The organism is Robertmurraya mangrovi, assembly GCF_034427655.1.
GTDB classification, from domain to species: domain Bacteria; phylum Bacillota; class Bacilli; order Bacillales; family Cytobacillaceae; genus Robertmurraya_A; species Robertmurraya_A mangrovi.
In genome coordinates, this window is sequence record NZ_JAXOFX010000005.1 from 200,321 (window position 1) to 218,803 (window position 18,483).

Annotated in this window: 14 protein-coding genes and 1 other RNA gene; 7 read left to right on the forward strand and 8 right to left on the reverse strand. The window is 35.9% G+C overall.

Features of this window, described 5'->3' with window-relative positions; translation table 11 throughout:
• The first annotated feature begins 99 nt into the window (after nt 1-99).
• From SM124_RS10580 to SM124_RS10590, 3 genes are read left to right on the forward strand one after another with little or no spacing between them, the layout of a single operon-like run.
• On the forward strand, nt 100-918 hold the full coding sequence (locus tag SM124_RS10580) for an amino acid ABC transporter substrate-binding protein (RefSeq protein ID WP_322446494.1): 819 nt from the start codon (nt 100-102) through the stop codon (nt 916-918).
• Nucleotides 905-1,603 carry an amino acid ABC transporter permease gene (locus SM124_RS10585; protein WP_322446495.1) on the forward strand — a complete coding sequence of 233 codons (699 nt, stop codon included), beginning with the start codon at nt 905-907 and terminating at the stop codon, nt 1,601-1,603. The genes SM124_RS10580 and SM124_RS10585 overlap by 14 nt, the downstream gene beginning before the upstream one ends.
• Nucleotides 1,604-1,614: 11 nt before the next feature.
• Entirely contained in the window at nt 1,615-2,361 is a 747-nt protein-coding gene (locus SM124_RS10590) for an amino acid ABC transporter ATP-binding protein (protein WP_322446496.1), read from the forward strand.
• Between the two features lie 49 nt (nt 2,362-2,410).
• Here SM124_RS10590 and aroD read toward each other — a convergent pair whose 3' ends face one another.
• Nucleotides 2,411-3,175 carry a type I 3-dehydroquinate dehydratase gene (aroD, locus tag SM124_RS10595; protein WP_322446497.1) on the reverse strand — a complete coding sequence of 255 codons (765 nt, stop codon included), beginning with the start codon at nt 3,173-3,175 and terminating at the stop codon, nt 2,411-2,413.
• Nucleotides 3,176-3,391: 216 nt separating this feature from the next.
• On the opposite strand from aroD, the gene SM124_RS10600 reads away from it, so the two are divergent.
• Genes SM124_RS10600 through SM124_RS10610 form a run of 3 tightly spaced genes read left to right on the forward strand, consistent with a single transcriptional unit; the run spans nt 3,392 to nt 7,643 of the window.
• On the forward strand, nt 3,392-5,638 hold the full coding sequence (locus SM124_RS10600) for an EAL domain-containing protein (RefSeq protein ID WP_322446498.1): 2,247 nt from the start codon (nt 3,392-3,394) through the stop codon (nt 5,636-5,638).
• Nucleotides 5,635-7,260 carry a thiamine pyrophosphate-binding protein gene (locus SM124_RS10605; protein ID WP_322446499.1) on the forward strand — a complete coding sequence of 542 codons (1,626 nt, stop codon included), beginning with the start codon at nt 5,635-5,637 and terminating at the stop codon, nt 7,258-7,260. The genes SM124_RS10600 and SM124_RS10605 overlap by 4 nt, the downstream gene beginning before the upstream one ends.
• Before the next feature lie 11 nt (nt 7,261-7,271).
• Nucleotides 7,272-7,643, forward strand: coding sequence for a carboxymuconolactone decarboxylase family protein (locus SM124_RS10610; protein ID WP_322446500.1), 372 nt, complete (start codon nt 7,272-7,274; stop codon nt 7,641-7,643).
• Between the two features lie 36 nt (nt 7,644-7,679).
• Here SM124_RS10610 and SM124_RS10615 read toward each other — a convergent pair whose 3' ends face one another.
• The 3 genes from SM124_RS10615 to SM124_RS10625 form a co-directional block, all read right to left on the reverse strand.
• A complete protein-coding gene (locus SM124_RS10615) occupies nt 7,680-8,072 on the reverse strand; it encodes a GNAT family N-acetyltransferase (protein ID WP_322446501.1) in 393 nt (130 codons plus the stop codon).
• A 202-nt stretch (nt 8,073-8,274) separates the two neighbouring features.
• Nucleotides 8,275-10,563, reverse strand: a complete 2,289-nt coding sequence (locus SM124_RS10620; protein ID WP_322446502.1) for a YhgE/Pip family protein — start codon at nt 10,561-10,563, stop codon at nt 8,275-8,277.
• Nucleotides 10,564-10,758: 195 nt separating this feature from the next.
• On the reverse strand, nt 10,759-11,331 hold the full coding sequence (locus SM124_RS10625) for a TetR/AcrR family transcriptional regulator (protein WP_322446503.1): 573 nt from the start codon (nt 11,329-11,331) through the stop codon (nt 10,759-10,761).
• A gap of 300 nt (nt 11,332-11,631) precedes the next feature.
• On the opposite strand from SM124_RS10625, the gene SM124_RS10630 reads away from it, so the two are divergent.
• Complete coding sequence (locus SM124_RS10630; protein ID WP_322446504.1) at nt 11,632-13,572, forward strand: alkaline phosphatase; 1,941 nt, start codon at nt 11,632-11,634, stop codon at nt 13,570-13,572.
• Nucleotides 13,573-13,684: 112 nt separating this feature from the next.
• Here SM124_RS10630 and SM124_RS10635 read toward each other — a convergent pair whose 3' ends face one another.
• The 4 genes from SM124_RS10635 to smpB form a co-directional block, all read right to left on the reverse strand.
• Entirely contained in the window at nt 13,685-15,022 is a 1,338-nt protein-coding gene (locus tag SM124_RS10635) for a methyl-accepting chemotaxis protein (protein ID WP_322446505.1), read from the reverse strand.
• Between the two features lie 298 nt (nt 15,023-15,320).
• Nucleotides 15,321-16,709, reverse strand: a complete 1,389-nt coding sequence (locus SM124_RS10640) for a hypothetical protein (RefSeq protein ID WP_322446506.1) — start codon at nt 16,707-16,709, stop codon at nt 15,321-15,323.
• 680 nt (nt 16,710-17,389) lie between these two features.
• Nucleotides 17,390-17,748: a transfer-messenger RNA gene (ssrA, locus tag SM124_RS10645) on the reverse strand.
• 168 nt (nt 17,749-17,916) lie between these two features.
• Nucleotides 17,917-18,384: an SsrA-binding protein SmpB gene (gene smpB / locus SM124_RS10650; protein WP_322446507.1), complete on the reverse strand. Its 468-nt coding sequence runs from the start codon at nt 18,382-18,384 to the stop codon at nt 17,917-17,919.
• Nucleotides 18,385-18,483: the final 99 nt, after the last annotated feature.

Sequence of the window (18,483 nt, forward strand, 5' to 3'; positions counted from 1 at the left end):
AATAAACTAAGCCTTCTCGTATTTATTTATTGACTCTATTAGTAAAATTCATTAAAGTAAAAAAGTATTAATTCCAATAAGATTACTGGGGGTTTAAAAATGAAAAGATTACTAGGTATTTTTTCCATTATTTTCTTAAGCTTAATCATTTCTGCTTGTGGAAATACAGATAAAGAACAGGCTGAAAATAAAGAAACAGGCTCTAAAGAAGAACAGAACTTACTTGATAAAGTAAAAGCTGAAGGTAAATTACGAATCGGTACGGAAGGAACATACGCACCATTCACTTTCCATGATGAAAGTGGTAAATTAACAGGATTTGACGTAGAACTTGCAACTGAAGTAGCTAAACGTTTAGGTGTGGAGCCTGAATTTATGGAAACACAATGGGATGCTATGTTTGCTGGTTTAGATTCAGAACGTTTTGATATGATTGCAAACCAAGTGGGAATCCGTCCTGATCGTCAAGAAAAATATGATTTCTCAAACCACTATATTAGCTCTCCAGCTGTACTTATTGCCCATAAGGACAATGATGCAGTAAAAGGTTTCGAAGACATTAAAGGTTTAAAATCTGCACAATCTTTAACAAGTAACTATAGTACTATCGCAAAAGATAATGGTGCTGAGATTGTTGGTGTGGAAGGCTTTAACCAAGCAATTGATTTAATTAACTCTAAGCGTGCAGATGTTACAATTAATGATAAATTATCTGTATTAGACCTTTTAAAACAGAAGCCTGACACACCTATTAAAATTGTCGCTGAGCATGAGGATGCTTCACGCAGTGGCTTTATGTTCCGTAAAAGTAACACTGAATTAGTAGATGCTGTTAATAAGGCTCTTCAAGATATCATTGATGATGGTACTTACGAAGAAATCTCTAAAAAATGGTTTGGCGAAAATGTTCTCAACTAATTTCTTTGCTGATCCACAGACCAACAGGTTAGTTGATATCGCAACAAGCTCCTTTCTGCCTTTGCTGAAAGGAGCCTTTACGTTTACGATATCTTTATCTCTTATCTCTTTCGCCATCGGACTTGTGTTAGCCATTTTTACAGCTTTAGCACGGACATCTACGATTAAACCATTGAACTGGATTGCTCGAATTTACGTATCTATTATTCGAGGAACTCCATTACTTGTTCAATTATTTATTATCTTTTTCGGTTTGCCTAAAATCGGAGTTACCCTTGATCCATTTCCGTCTGCTGTAATCGGATTTTCTTTAAGCGTAGGGGCATATGGATCAGAAGTCATCCGAGCGGCTATTTTGTCTGTTCCAAAAGGACAATGGGAAGCAGCGTATTCGATGGGTATGACCTATCGACAAGCTTTAGTACGTGTCATCATTCCCCAAGCAGCAAGAGTGTCTGTTCCACCATTAGCAAACTCTTTCATCTCCTTAGTGAAAGACACTTCACTTGCAGCTGTTATTTTAGTTCCAGAAATGTTTCGTAAAGCACAAGAAATTGTAGCGGCTACCTATGAGCCTCTCCTTTTATACATTGAAGTAGCTATAATCTATTGGGTCATTTCAACCTTCCTATCCTTTCTCCAAGGAAAATTGGAACAACGATTTGATCGTTATGTCGCAAAGTAGGTGAAAAAAATATGATTCAAATAAAAGATTTGCACAAATCATTCGGAGATCTTCATGTTTTAAGAGGAATTGATTTACAAGTGGAGACAGGTAAAGTGGTGGTCGTTATTGGTCCTTCTGGTTCTGGTAAAACCACCTTCTTGCGCTGTCTAAATGTATTAGAAAGACCTACACAAGGTGAAATAACCATTGGTGATATCCATTTAAACTTTAATGAAAAGCTAAACAATAAGCATATTATCCAACTTAGAAGTAGAACTGGAATGGTTTTTCAAAGCTATAACCTTTTCCCTCACTTAACAGCTCTTCAAAATGTAATGGAAGGCCCTGTGACGGTAAAAAGAAAAGCAAAACAAGAAGCACAGAAGAAAGCTAAAATCTTGTTAGATAAAGTTGGTCTCGGTGACAAGGAGGATTACTATCCTTTTCAGCTCTCAGGAGGACAACAGCAACGTGTAGGAATCGCGAGAGCTTTAGCATTAGAACCAGAAGTGATGCTCTTTGATGAGCCAACTTCTGCTCTTGATCCTGAAGTGGTCGGTGAAGTCCTAAAAGTCATGCGTGACCTGGCAAACGAAGGAATGACGATGGTTGTTGTTACCCATGAAATGCGCTTTGCTAAAGAGGTTGCTGATGAAGTCATCTTTATGGATAACGGAAAAATCATTGAGCAAGGTCCACCTGAGCAAATCTTCGGTTCGCCGAAAGAAGAACGAACTAGACAGTTTTTACAGCTGATTGGTGGCGAAGAAAATTAAGTTGAAAGTGTTCAGCATTAAATTGAGCTGAACACTCTTTTTTTGCTCATTACGAATTTTTATGTATTAGAGACAACACATTCCTAAGCTCAGCAATATCTACCTGCCCAGGTGCAGATAAACGTCCAACTGTCCCAAATGTAACAGCAGAACCAAATATTTCCCCCGCTAGTCTACTAATGACGCCTTTTGCAGCCATTGACATGGTGATGATAGGACGATCAGCGTATTGTTCATTCATGGTGAGTGTTGCATCAAGCAAGGTCAACACGTCAGCTTTCGTTTGTGGCATTACGGCGATTTTCGGTAAATCTCCACCAAGTGCTTGAGCTCTTTTTAACCTCGAGATGATTTCCTCCTTTGACGGAGTTTGTTTAAAATCATGGTTAGAGAGAATAACATATAGATTGTTAGCATGAGCAAGGCTAATTAAGTTTTTAACTATCCTTTCATCGTTAAATAGTTCCACATCAATAAGATCAACCATTCCCGTTTCAATGATGGACTCATTTAACTCAACATAGTATGAAGGACTTATCTCCCTTTCTCCACCTTCCCTCGCACTTCTGAAGGTGAAAACTAGAGGTAAACCAATGAGAACTTCTCTCATCTGATTCAAAGCTTCTTTCACTTTTGCGATATCTTCGACTTGATGGAAAAAATCTGCCCTCCATTCAACTAAATCAGGTTTGAACTCATTGATGCTTGTGGCTTCTTCTAATATTTCAGAAATGGTCGAACCTACTAAAGGAACACAAATTTTCGGAGTTCCTTTTCCAATAATCAAATCTTTCACTTCTACAAATTTGGTCACTCTATCCCTCCTTACAATTGAATCTATCTTTAGACAGAAAACATATTTCAATAAAATAAAAATATTATAGGTAATTATTCACTAATTTCATGTAGAAACTTGAAACACCAGTAGCACTAAGGACTCATTTAAGTGAAATCCTATAAAAAACTAGACTAATATAATTATTTTTTTTGATAAAATGAAAATTATTACAACCTTGAATGGAGTTACTTTATGAGTGGTTTAGCAAAATTAGACAATACAATCATTATTTTAGAATCAAAACAAAAGTGTAGGGAATTAGGATTAAATCCTACTGATATCCCTAGTCCTCTTTTTATAGATGAAGATACACTAAAAGAAGTTCAAAGTGAATACTCGGAAATACTAGAGGTAGTAAATTTTTTCGTCTTAAAGTTTTTTGATATGCTGCAAGGCACACCGATTTTATTTGTAGTCTCAGATGACCAAGGAACCATATTGGAAGTTCAAGGTGATTTAACGATTAAGAAAATGATTGAACAATTAGGTTTTAAACCTGGCGTTATTTTTAGAGAATCTCATAATGGTACAAATGCCATTAACTTGGCTCTTGAGAAGAAACAACCGGTTCAATTATTAGGTGATCAGCACTATCACCACTTCTTACATCAATCTGCTTGCTATACTGTTCCTATTAATTGTGTCAGCCATACCGAAAAAACAGGAACCATTTCCATCATGACATTAATTGAATACAGTAGTCCTCTTCTGCTGACGATGTTAACTACTGTAGTTGATTCCATTGAAAGAGAACTGATTACTCGTCATCAAAATAGGGAGTTAAACATCTTTAATCAAATTATGTCTGATTCAACTGGTACTGGCTTTATTATGACAGATAAACAAGGATATATTAAAGAGTTTAGCAAATTTGCAGAAAAACTTACTGGCATGTCTAAAGAAAGTACGTTAGGCAGACCGGTTGAGGACATTAAACCAATAGGGAAATGCCTAAAAGAGGTTCTCGATTCAAACCAGTTCTTTTCAGATATTGACCTTCCTATCATCAATAAAATTACTAGTAAAAAGACAATGTGTTTATTTGATGGAATGCCTATCTATGATGAGCGGGGCGAGCTTATTGGTGCCTTTGGAAAATTTAAAGATATAACTGAACGTTACGAGGCTGAAGAAAAAATAAATTATCTTGCGTACCATGATGATTTAACAGGTCTACCTAATCGACGTGCATTTCAACAACGCTTAACAAAAGAATTAGAAGAAGCGATACGCAATAAAAGCATGCTGGCTTTATTTGTATTAGATTTAGATCGTTTTAAATTGATTAATGATACTCTAGGCCATGATAAGGGTGATTTACTGCTCATTGAAGTGGCAAACAAAATTAAGAATCACCTTAATCATAAAGCCTCCCTCTTTAGAATGGGTGGAGATGAGTTTACCATTATTCTCACAAATGTTCATCATCAACAAGAGGTTAACGATTTAGGTAAAAGTCTGATTGAATTATTTAAAGACCCTTTCACGATAAAAGATATTGAGTTTCATGTAAGTACAAGTATCGGAATTTCATTTTACCCTCACGACGGTCATGATATTGATACTTTATTTAGTCAAGCTGATACAGCCATGTACCGTGCTAAAGATCAGGGGAAAAACACTTACATGATTTATCACTCGAATATGAAAGAAAGATTCTTTGAAAAGCTAACATTAGAGAATCAAATCAGAACAGCTATTCAAAATAATCAGTTTGAGCTGCATTATCAGCCACAAATTGACTTAAAGACAGGAAATATGGTAGGTGCTGAAGCTCTTATACGCTGGAATCACCCTCATTTAGGAATGATTTCACCTCAAGACTTCATTCCACTTGTTGAGGAAATGGGTCTCGCCGTATTGATGGGAGAATGGGTCATTGAAACAGCCTGTAAACAGTTAAAGTCCTGGCTGAACAAAGGTGTAGAGCCATTTAGAGTATCTGTCAATTTGTCTCCACAACAATTTATTAAACAAAATTTAGTGGATACGATTGAGAGAATCTTGACAGAAGTAGATTTAGAACCTCAATTTTTAGAAATTGAAATTACAGAATCAATGACCATGGATGTTGAAAGAGCCATCATTACATTAGATAAGCTGAATAAGCTTGGTGTAAAGATTGCCATTGATGACTTTGGAACAGGTTATAGTTCATTGAACTACTTAAAGAATTTCTCCATCCATAGACTTAAAATTGACCGTACATTCGTAAAAGACATTATGAATAATGAAAACGATGCAAAAATCGTTAGTACCATTATTTCAATGGCACATGGTCTTAAACTAGAAGTATTAGCTGAGGGTGTAGAAACGCAAGATCAAGCTGCTTACCTTTCAAGATTGAATTGTAACCAAGCACAAGGTTTCTATTATAGTAAACCACTTCCCTCAGTTGAAATTGAAAATAGATTCTTAACTAAAGGACAATCATTATGAAAAAGACAGTAGCGACCATACTAGTTGAACATTTAAGAAAGTTTGGAGTACAGTACTCCTTTGGGATTCCAGGCAAAGCCGTTGTCCCTCTCATTCTAGAAATGGAAAAACAGGATATTCCTTTTCTATTAGCCAGACATGAATCAGGTGCAGGCTTTATGGCAAGTGGATATGCATTTAAAAATAATACTCTTGGTGTTGCTATCGGGACCTCAGGACCGGGTGGAACCAATCTATTAACATCTGCTGGACAAGCTTTAGCCTTTCATCAGCCTGTATTGTTTATTACAGGTCATCCTAGTATGAAGGAAACAGGTAAAGCCATGGGACAGGACTCTAGTTACTTTGGAACGGATTTAGTGAAAATGTTTGAATCGGTCACATTATTTAGTACAAGAGTGGAACGTGCGGAGTTGTTTGAGATGTACTTTAGACACGCATTAGAAAAAGCACTAGTCGGCAGAAAGGGACCTGTACACTTATCTATTCCAGCCGATATTTTAAGAGAAGAAATAGAAGAATTTTCATTAGATTTGCCGCACGATTATAAATACATATCTTCTGAACTTGATCGTGCTGTAAACTTGATCGAACAAGCAAAGTCCCCTCTTCTCTTTGTGGGCAAAGGGGCACATCTTTCTGAATGCTATGAAGAAATTAAAGATTTATCCCTTAAGTACAATATTCCTATCATCACTACGCCTGGAGGAAAAGGTAGTATACGTTCGGACCATCCTACTTACTTGGGTCCCTTCGGATTAGGAGGAACCGAAGAAGCTTCACATTATTTACAGCTTGGAGTGGATCTCTTAATCGTAGTGGGTACTAAATTATCCGATATGACCCTTGCTGGCTTTACATCGGATTACTATCCAGAACAAGTAATCCAATTTGATATCGAGCCTACCTTTGTTGGCAAATCCATACCTATTCCAACCCTTCCTGTTATAGGAGATGCAAAGGAAAATCTTAAACAAATTTTAATTAGAGGCACACAAAATAGAGAGATTACTAGCTTTACACATGGTTTCGATACTCAAATATTGGAACCATCTTCTGATCGCTATATTTCAGCTGTTGACGCTGTTAAAGTGCTTAGAAATGAGTTACCAAATGACACAATGGTCTTTGGTGATGATGGAAGTCATTCCTTTTATGCTATCCGACACTTCACCATTTTAGAAGAAGGAACCTTTCTTTTTGACGATGTATTTGGAACAATGGGGAATGCCATAGGTTACTCCATTGGAGCAAAACTAGCCAATCCAAATCAGACCGTTGTTTGTCTCTCTGGTGATGGATGTACATTAATGCACGGGACTGAAATCTCTACGGCCGTCTGCCACTCTATCCCAGTGATATTTGTCATTTTTAATAATGGTAGACTGGATATGGTTGACAAAGGAATGAGATATAATATCGGTCGTTCAACTGGAACGGTTTATGAAGCTCCCGTAGATATTCAATTATTTGCGCAAGCCCTAGGAGCCGATTCGTACAAGTGTCAAACTTTAGTTGAAATACAAGAAGCCATTGCTATTGGCTTACAAAACTCGGGACCAACCGTAATAGAAATTATGGTAGATCCTGAAGAAATTCCTCCAACTTTGAAAAGAGGATAAAGGAGCTAACTATGAAGAGTGAACGTTTTGAAAAAGGAACCGAGATGTTAGAGAAATTAACAGGCGGTGAAAGTGATCATGTGATTGAAAATATCATGTCCTTTGCACCTGATTTTGGAAAAATGATTATAGAGTTTGGTTTTGGTGAGATATACGGTAGAGAGACATTCGATGTCAAACAGCGTTCTATTATTACTTTAACCTCTTTAATTAGCCAAGGAGCCGGAGAAAGACAACTCACTTTCCACTTCAAAGCTGGCTTACATGCCGGATTAACAAAAGAAGAAATTATTGAAATCATTATTCATTGTGCTGGCTATGCTGGATTTCCAAAGGCTGCAAATGCTTTAGAGATTTTTAAGACTATTGTTGAAGCTAAATAAAAATTGGGGAGGAGCTATTTGTGCTCCTCTTTCTATTTAAATCTCTTTCATAAAAACAACACGGTCTCCACCCTGTCCATCGTAGTCTACGTGAACCGGGATGCCATCTACTTCTATATCACCTCGTTGGCAAATAAAACCCATTTTAGTATGGTAGGCAATGGATGTTTTATTAATTGGAGAGGTCACACAGCTTACCTTATTTACACCCATCCCCTTCACTACTTCAAAAAATGCTTCATAAAGCTTTCTTGCAATACCGTCTTTTCTAAAGCCAGGATGTACCCCAACAAAATGAATATAAGCTTCATTTTGTATTGATTGTGAGCAAAATCCAATGATGAAGCCAACAATCTCATTCTCTTTTTCTATAATAAAACTAGTATTGGTAAAATGTTTAAAAAAGAGCTTCGGAAGCATATCAGACATATTTCTGCCTCCCCACCAATCATTCAGGACAGAAATAATTGGCTTGTAATCTTCTTCTGTATATTTCTTTGATTCATATGTACCTCCAAGTTAACATCTCTTAAAGTAATACTTGTTCTTTAAAAACCCCTGTTATTCCTTCTTTTTCTCCTTAAAAAAGGCTACCTAATTTTTTAATAATTAAGGTAGCCTTACAAGTATATTATTCCGCTGTATAACTAAATTTCTTTTTAAATAATCCAGTAAAGAAGATCATGGTAATGATTGCAAACGTGATGGTATAACCAAGTAAAATAAAGAGGTTATTCCACATGAATGAGTAATCACCTGAAGAAATTACCGCTTTAAACGCTGAAACGGAATACGTCATTGGTAGAAATGCACTGATTGGTTGCAGGGCACTTGGAATTAATTCAAGTGGGAAAGTTCCTGCACTTGTTGTTAATTGTAGAATAAGAACAATGATCGCAACAAATCTACCTGGGTCCCCTAAGATGGAAACAAGCATTTGGATTAGGGTCATAAAAGTTAAACTTGTAATAATCGTTGTCATAATAAACAAAGGTAGATTTTGTACTTCAAGTCCTAATCCAAACAAAATGATAGATACCGCTACTAATGCCTGAATGATTCCTACACCAAATAGAATCGTTAACTTACTTGTAAACCAAGATAAACCACTCTCTGGTTTTATCGCTGGCTCTACTAGTGGATACACAATTGAAATCAGTAAAGCTCCGACAAACAATCCTAATGATAAGAAGTACGGTGTAAATCCTGTTCCATAGTTTGGAACCTTGTTCACTCCTTTTTGGTCAACCTTTACAGGACTTGCCATCATGTCAAAGTTGTCGTCTTCTGCCTTAACCGAACTTGTTTTTTCAGAGGCATCTCCTAATTTTTTAGAAAGCTCCTCCGTTCCATCAGCTAACTTATTAGTTCCTGATGATAATTCTTTTGAACCATCTGCCAATTTTACCGTACCTTCACTAATTTTTTCTGAACCATCCACTAATTGTGAAAGCCCGTACGTTAACGATGATGTTCCACTAACGATTTTTTCTGAACCTGCAGCAGCAGCTTGAAGCTTCTCGTTGAATACTTTTGTTCCAGCTAAAAGTTCTGATTGTCCTGCTTCTAATTTATTGATTCCATCATTTAAGTCTACGGAACCTTGAACAAGCTGATGAACACCGTCGCCTAATTGTTTCTGACCAGCAGAGATTTGTTTTACTCCTTCATTTAATTTAGAAACATTAGGACCCACTTGAGTAGTTAATGAACTCTCTAATTGGCCAGCACCTGCTACAAGCTGGGAGCTTCCGGTTTTTAATTGGTCAAACCCACCAGAGATTTGTTTTTGCATCATCACTTGCTGTTGTTCCATTTGTTGTTTTAATCCAGCCAGCTGCTCTGGAGTCATGCTTTGCTGTAAATATGGAAGTAATTGTTCAAATTGCTGCTTTGAAGCTTTTTCTAGCTGAGCTGTTAACTCCTGTTCAAACTGCTTAATTCCACTATCTAAAGCCACTGCTCCGTTTGCTAAATCCTTTGATCCTTTTTCTAACTCAGGAACTTTTTGATTAAATTGTTCTAAACCGGAACTGATTTGTTCTGTTCCCTTCATTAACTCTTCCATTTTAGAATCAATGGTTTTTAACCCACTATTTACTTGACCAAAGCCTTCTGATAATTGGTTTGTTCCGCTATTCGCAGCGATTGATCCTTGTAGTAGCTGGTCATGGCCTTTCTTTAGTTGCTCTAAACCTGATGACAACTCTGTAGCACCTGCTGCTAATTGATTGGAACCATCACTTGCAGTCTCAACACCTTGCTTAAATTCAACTGACTTCTCCGCTAAAAGGGCTAGATTTTCTTTTATTTGCTCTGTTCCTTCAGAAAGCATAATGGCACCATCGTTTAATTTCCCTGCACCATCACTTGCTTGAGTAAAACCATCAGCCATTTCTTCTACCTTTTTAAATATAGCTTCTGTGTAGGTTTTGGTCACATTTTCTTGGATAGATGCTTGTATTTTCAACATAGCTGTATTCCCAATTTGACCTGATAAAAAGTTAAAGCCTTCATTAGGAACATACATTAGTTCCATTTTCTTTGGTTTTTCATCTAATAAAGTGGTTGCATTTTCAGAGAAGTTTTCAGGTATCTCGACAACCATATAGTACTTCTGTTTTTCTAAGTCTGAATATGCCTTATCACGATCTATTATACTGAACTTAAAATCATCACTTTCTCCGAGCTTCTTAACCAGCTCTTCCCCTATATTTAATTCAGTTCCCTCAAAATCTGCTCCTGAATCACTGTTTACGACGGCAACAGGCAAGTCACTTAAATGATCGTATGGATCCCAAAATGCCCAAAGAAACATACCTGAATACAGTACTGGAATAAATAGTACTGCGATTGTAGGGATTAATAATTTTCGGTTTGATAAGATTGCTTTTAATTCACCTATGAGTGAACGTCCCATATATATAAACCTCCTAATTAACACTTTTTATAAAAAATGTGACCATTTTGTTCAATTGGTCAATTTTAACCAAAATAAAAACCTTACTGGAAAACCTTTATTGTTTACTTTCAGATAGTTATAGAAGTGGCTACCGCAAAATTTATGACCAATTTACTCATCTGGTCATTTTTATCCAAAGTGATAGGATCACCTTTAATTAGATAATCCTTTAAATAAGTATCGCTCGAATAGCTCAGCAATTTCATTTTTTTCTAATGGTTCATGATTCTTTTCCCAATCAAAAATCAATGATATATATAACTTGAGCATAATAAACGCGGTTAGCTCTGGATTACAATTCTCTATCTCACCTTTTTCAATGGCTTGCTGTACTTTGCCTTTTATAAAGGTTAGTATCGTGTTCTCCACTTTTTCTACTACATCCAAAACTTCCGGAGTACCCATTTCTTTCTTTTCTTGAAATAACTTAATCGTAAGCTGATGTTCTTTGCGAAATTCTAACAAGCGGTAAATCGCTCGGTGGACATTTTCAATAAAAGGAGCATTCTCATCAATCGCTTCGTCCGCTGCAACCTTCATTTCTAATATGAGCTTTGAAATAATCTCATCGAATAACTCTTCTTTATTCTTGAAAAAAGTATAAATCGTTCCTTTTCCAACATTAGCTGTCTTAGCTACCTGATCCATCGTCGTTGCCTTATACCCAAACAACGAAAAAGACTTGGTCGCTGCCTCCACAATTAACTGCCTTCGGTCAACTGACATAAGTTCCACCTCTTTACAAATTGACTAAATGAGTGATTTGGTCAATTTGTAATATAACATTATATTACTTAAATTGCAAAGGAGTAACTTCATTAAATAGAAAAAAACTAAACTATCATTAATTTAGTGTTTAATTAAAAATTATTGAACCTATTATTATATTAAAATATCTTATTTTTACTTTTTAAGTTTTTACACTATGAATATATAAAAAAACAATTGACAATATCCGACAAACCCAATAAATTTAAATAGGTTTACAACTCTAAATATTCTCAAAAAACAACAGGGGGAACTAAAATGACTTTAAGGTCCAAAGTATTAAATGTAACCATAGCAGCAAGTGTTGCGCTTGGGGGCTTAGGCGGCTTTGCACTTTTTAACAATATTCAAGCAGATGCTGCTAATCAAAGCACTCAACTAAAAGAGAAAGCACCTAAAAACATTATCGTAATGGTTGGAGACGGTATGGGATTAGGGCAAATGGAAGTTGCTCGACAATTAGAATATGGAAAAACAGGCGTCCTTAACATGGAAAAGCTTGAAAACGTTGCTTTAATGCGTACATATTCAGCTAACAATATGGTTACTGACTCTGGTGCAGCTGGAACTGCTATTGCAACTGGACAAAAGACAAACAACGAGGTAATTGGCTCTGATCCAGAAGGTAAAGAAGTTGATAGTATTTTAGACTTATTCCAAGCTAACGGTAAAAAAGTAGGTATTATTTCTACAAACACTGTTTTTGATGCTACACCTGCTGCTTTTGGTGGTTCTGCACCTAACCGTTGGACAGGCAGCGATGCACTTGCTCAACAATTTTACGATAATAAAATAGATGTAATCTTAGGTGGAGGTTCTAAACCATTTAGCGAAGAATTATTAGCTAAATTTAAAAACGACAACTACGCAATCGCAAAAGATAAAACCGAACTAAAAAATGCAGAAAACACAGGTAAGCTTTTAGGTTTATTCCACCCATCATACATGAACTATAATTTAGATAAAGAAGAAAATAATTCTCAAGAACCAACATTAAATGAAATGACTTCTAAAGCACTTGATGTTTTATCAAAAGGTAAAAAAGGTTTCTTCCTTATGGTTGAAGGAGCTCGTATTGACCATGCTGCTCACGCTGCTGATATTACAGGAGTATGGAAAGAGACAATTGAATTTGATAACACAGTTAAAGATATTGTAAATTGGGCAAAAAAAGATAAAAATACTTTAGTTGTAGTTTTAGCAGACCATGAAACGATGGGTATTTCTGCAACTGAAAATATGAACATTGAAGCTTTGAAAAAGATTGAAGTTTCTCCTGAATACATGGCTAGTAAACTTGAAAAAGATGCTAACGGGGAGTACACACTTGAAACTGTTAAATCTGTTTTCAGCACATATGCACATATTGAGTTAACAGATGAAGAAGCTACCACTTTCCTACAAAATGTTAAGGATAATCAAGGAAAAGTATACCCTGCACACAAAATTGGTTGGGAAATTGGAAGTGTAATCGCTAAGTACAATAAAGTTGGTGTAAGTGATCGTACAGTCCGTGCAGAAAGCTCTACTGGTGGACATACAGCAAACATGGTTCCTGTATTTGCTACAGGTTTAGGAAGCTCTGACTTTGAGGGAGTATTAGATAACACAGATATTTCAAAACTAATCGCAAAAGCTGCAAAACTTGAATTTGTTCCTGGTCAAGAAGTTGAAAAACAATATACAGATTTCCCAAAAAGTTCTACAGGTTATAAAGAAGTAAAGAAATTAGCTGATAAAGGTTTAGTAGTTGAGCAAGAAGACGGCACATTTGCACCAAAAGAATCAATCACTTTAGGTGAAGCTGCTTATGTCCTAGCTAAAGTAAAAGGTCTTAAAGATCCAAAGAGCTTGAAATCATTTAAAGATGTTTCTTCTAAACACAAGTATGCTAAAGAAATTGCTGCATTAAAAGAAGCGGGTGTGTTAACTGCAAAGAAGGATGGAAAACTTGGGGTTAACGACTCTGTTTCACGCGAAAAACTTGCTAAACTATTAGTAAAAACATTTAAACTAAAAGATACAGGTAAAAAAGTTTCTGTAAAAGACCTATCTAAAGGCTCTAAATCATACCAAAGCTATGTTAAAGTTTTAAACCAACATGTTTCTGCTAAGAAAAAGGATGGGTCATTTGCACCAAAAGACAAAACTACTCGTGTTGACTTTTATGTGTTAGTTAGTAAGGTATCAGATAAGTAATAACATAAATATTGACATTGATGTAATACCGACTTGTATTATTAAATATTCTGACTGCAAAAAAGCCCGTTTCTAACAGAGAAGCGGGCTTTTTTGTAGACTTTTATAGTTCCTATTGAATTTTAAAGTTTTTAATATCTTCTTTTAGATTATGAGATAGGTTATTTAACAAAACAGAGGAAGATGCGATTTGTTGCATGGTTGCAATCTGTTCCTCGATGGCAGCAGCAACATGTTGTGTACTTCCATTCGTTTGGTCTGCAATGCTAGCTATGTTTTCAATCATTTCGATCATTGTTTTTGAACTCTCATTAGCTGTCTCGATGGCGCTTGCAGCTCCTTGTGCCTGTTCTGTAACTATTTGAATATATTTGAAAATCCCCTTAAAAGAGTCACCTGTTTCATGCACCATTTTAATACCTTTTTCAACGATATTAGTACCCGATTTCATAGAATCTACGGCATTATTTGTTTCCTTTTGGATATCTTCAATTAATTTTTGAATAGTCTTAGCTGCATGACCGGATTGCTCTGCTAACTTACGAACTTCATCAGCTACAACTGCAAATCCTTTACCATGTTCGCCTGCCCGCGCTGCTTCTATGGCGGCATTTAGTGCAAGAAGATTAGTTTGATCAGCTATTTGAGTAATTACTTCAACAATTTGTCCGATTTCACTTGACTTATCTCCAAGAGCATCGATTAACATAGACGTTTCAGAAACCGAGGTTTGTACTAAATTCATTTGTTTAATGGTGCCGTTAACTGTCATAATCCCCTCATCCGCTTCCTTTGAGGCTACGTTTGAAGCTTTAGAAACCTCTTGAATTAATAAGTAGGTTTGATCCATTTGTTTCGCAATATTTTGAGAAGAATGATTTAGATTAGTCGCGCTATGTGCTTGGTTTTCTGCACCGCTGACTACTTCTTGAACAGATGTTGATATTTGTTCAATTGTACTATTATTTTGGTCTGCACCTAGTTTTAACTCCTCTGATGATTGAGATACTTTTAGGGCAGTATCGTTGGTTTTTTGAATTAAATTTCGGAGGTTTTGGAGCATTAAATTATAAGCAGTTGCTAACTGCCCAATTTCATCTTGTGACTGGTAATCTACTGAAGCTGTTAAATCACCTTCCGAGGCGTTTTTAGTAGCTTCCACCAATTTGCTTAGGGGTTTAATTACAATAAATTGGATAAATAAAGTGATGATAACGGTTGCAACTAATAGAGTGACAGCAGTATTAACATATACTCCGTAGCTACCTTCCACAAATTTCTTTATATAAGAATTGATGTATGTTGAGATTGGGGAACTAATTAGTAAACTAGCCACTACAGCTAACATCATCTTGGTTCTTAAACTTCTACTTACACTCGTCAAATTTACTACATGATTAATATTGCTGTTTAGTTTCTTGGATAACTGTTCTTGTTGTGGTTCTATCATTATTCTCTCTCCTAGCTAAATTTGTCAGTATCTTCTAGCACGAAATTACTATCCTCCTTTTTTTCGAAGTAGTTATTCTCTCTTATTTTATCAAAATTTTCTTTCAAATGAAAAAATAACTGTTAACTTCTTTGACAAACTAGTTTTTGGATTAAAGTTCTAAAATTAGAACTTAGATAGTAGAGGGGATTTTTGTCATTTTTCTTAAATAAAATAGCAATCCTAATAAGATTGCTACTTTGTCTTTAAAGCCTTCAATGAAATTTTTTGTTTTGCTTATTTATCTTACTAAGTATCATTACCAACTCAAAATATCAACATATTGTACATCATAGTAAGGCATGGCTTCTTGATAATAAATCGTGTCATAAGAAAATATTGAGGTTAAATCAAACTTCAATACCGAAGAACTAACACCATTAAATTTCCCATAAAAGGCAATGTAATCGTTGGGTATGACATTCATCTCTAAATTTGCTTTTGGAACAGCCATAATGATTAAAGAACCCGGTGCCACCTCTACCACACTAATAATATTTTTACCAAGTGAATCCGTAGTAAGGATAGTCCCATAGTTTACGAGCTCCATACCCTCATAGTTTTGAGGCAATCTTGTTAATTCTGAATAATCTACATATTGGTATTGGGCCTTTTTAGCCTCAGGAGAATTAGCTTCAATCTCGGCTTGCTGTTCTGCTTCCTTACGTGCATCTTCCACCATTGCCTCTATTGCTTTCTCATCTTTTCTTGCTTGAATTTTTTCTTTTAATTTTTCCTTTAAAGCAGCATAGTCCCCCTTAGACTCTTCGACCATTAGGTCAATTCTTTGTTTTAAATCTACAGAATCTTCCTTTCTTTCTATTAACACTTCCAATAACTTATCTTTTAAAGAATTATCATCATTTTGAGATTCATTAATTGCTTGTTCAATCTCCAGTTCCTGTTTAGATTTCGGTTTTTCTGGCTCTTTTGTAAGAGAACTTTTTAGCTTTTCCTGCAAAACTGCTAGATCCCCTTTGGCTTCCTGAATTGCAGATGAAATGGCTGCTTTTAATTCAGACTTATCAGTTTCTGTGGTATTAGTTTCAACAGCAGACGTTTCTGTCTCCTCTATATCGGTGGCAGTCTCTTCGTCAATCACCTCAACTAATTTTTCCTCAAGTTTTGTTGCATTACCCTTAGAATTATCAACCGCCATTGCGATTTTTTCTTGTAATTCGGCCTCTTTCTTTGCTTTTCGCTCCGCCTCTCTTTGTGCCAGCTTTTGAGCTTCTTCCCGTTCTTTAGCTTCCTTTTTCAGTCTCGCTTCAATTTCCCTTTGTTGCTTTTTCACAAGCTCGATTGCTTTTTGCTGAGGCGAAAGCAATCCCTCTGTTGCCCCAAAAACCGCTGTAAATGATAGTAAAATAACCAGTGACCAGATTGCAGTCCCCATGATTATTTTCCCAATCGTTCTACCCTCTTTTTTTAATAATGGGATTCTCTCCCGTATATTCCCAAAGTTAGTGAGGAGCATATAAGGAATGATCATAAAAATCAGCATCCTCGCCCCATTAATCAACTTATCACCTACTGTAACTCCATTAAAGGAGGATATAATCAAAAGCATAATCAATAGATGCCCAACCAAACTAACAATCATCTTCCATTTTGCACCTGTTCTAAATCCTGGTATTTTCTTTAACATAATTCAATCCTTATCCCTTCGACGCACTTTTTAAATAATGATATTGCGAATGTATGAACACACAGGAGGAAACTGATATCTCTGCTGCGAGCTACTTTTGCCACCCATTTACTTATCAAAAACTAAAGATCCCTCAGGAAATAAATTCTTCATCTTCTTTTCATTTATGTACGATAATAATCCATAATAGTGAAAAGCCAATTTTCCTCACGATCTAGCTTCTCTACTGAACCCGTTTTCAAGTAATTCACTTACAATTCTAATACTGTCACATACTGATAATGTACCCGTCCCTCTTCGCTTAATATTTATTCTAACAATTTTAAAACCACCTACACCTCCCTATTATTTAACAATATAGGAATATAACGTATACTTTAAAGCATACTACAAGTATTTCATTTAAAAATTGATTATTTGACGTTATATTACAATTTTCAACATTTATTTTAACTTTTCTCTTTTTTTACACACACAAACCTATACCAAATTCATAAAAATTCCACAATAAAATACTATAACATCAAGGTCTTAAACCAACTAATCCTAGAAGAGGATCATAAGTGCTTGACAAAAATTTCAACATTAATCTTCCTAAAACTAAATAAAGCATAAACCTTCCAACGGAAGATTTATGCTTTAAGGTCACAAGACAAATAAAAAACCACCAAATATGTATTTGGTGGAGACGGTGGGAATCGAACCCACGTCCAACGATATCGCCACTTAAGCGTCTACGAGTGTAGTCGACATATTATTATTTCACTGCATCATCTGCCTATCGACAGGCGTCCGAGCAGCTAGTCTGGTTGTTCTCTTCCTTCATCCTCAGACGGTGGAATCCGGCGTAGCCTACTTAGAGTGAGTCCCTTACCCTACCACATAGGCGATGGAGGGAGGAACAGCTACGCGCTATTAAGCAGCGAAAGCTAAGTTGTTGTTTTGTTTGCCAGTTATAGGCTTTGACGTTTTAACGAGGCCGATCCCCTCGACTCGCAACCTAAGCTCGAACTACCCCTGTCGAATCCGTAACGTCCCCTTAATAGAAGGTCCGTACTGTTGTTAAACAGATACGTACGTTAGGAAAGCTCAAAAATAGAAGAGCTAAGTTATGTGTCACACGTGGTGACAAATATTATTATAACATAGTTTAACTTAATTTCAATTGTAAGATACTGTAAGACTTTTTCCAATTTGAAATGAGCAGCTACATTTTCTGTCTATCACGGAAAGCACGCTCAATTTCACGCTTTGCTTCTTTGTTCTTCAGATCTTCTCTCTTATCATAATTCTTTTTACCCTTTGCTAGTCCGATTAAAACCTTCGCAAACCCATCTTTAAGATACATTTTTAACGGAACTAATGAATAACCAGCAACCTTTGTTTCACCAATAAGCTTATTAATTTCTTTCCTATGAAGAAGCAGCTTTCGAGATCTTAAAGGGTCGTGATTAAAACGATTTCCTTGTTCATATGGACTAATATGAACTCCTAACAAAAAGACTTCACCATTTTTGATTTGTGCATATGAATCCTTTAAATTGATTCGACCACCGCGAATGGATTTAATCTCTGTACCCTGAAGAACAATCCCAGCTTCATATGTTTCTTCAATAAAATAGTCATGATAAGCTTTCTTGTTTTGTGCAAATACCTTACCTGTTCCTTTAGGCATCTTTATTTCCCCCTTCCCTTGTGAACAGTTGTTTCTCTATTTTATCAAATTTTTCAAGTGCTCACAAATTCAAGCTAAAGTGTAAGAAAAGAGAGCCTA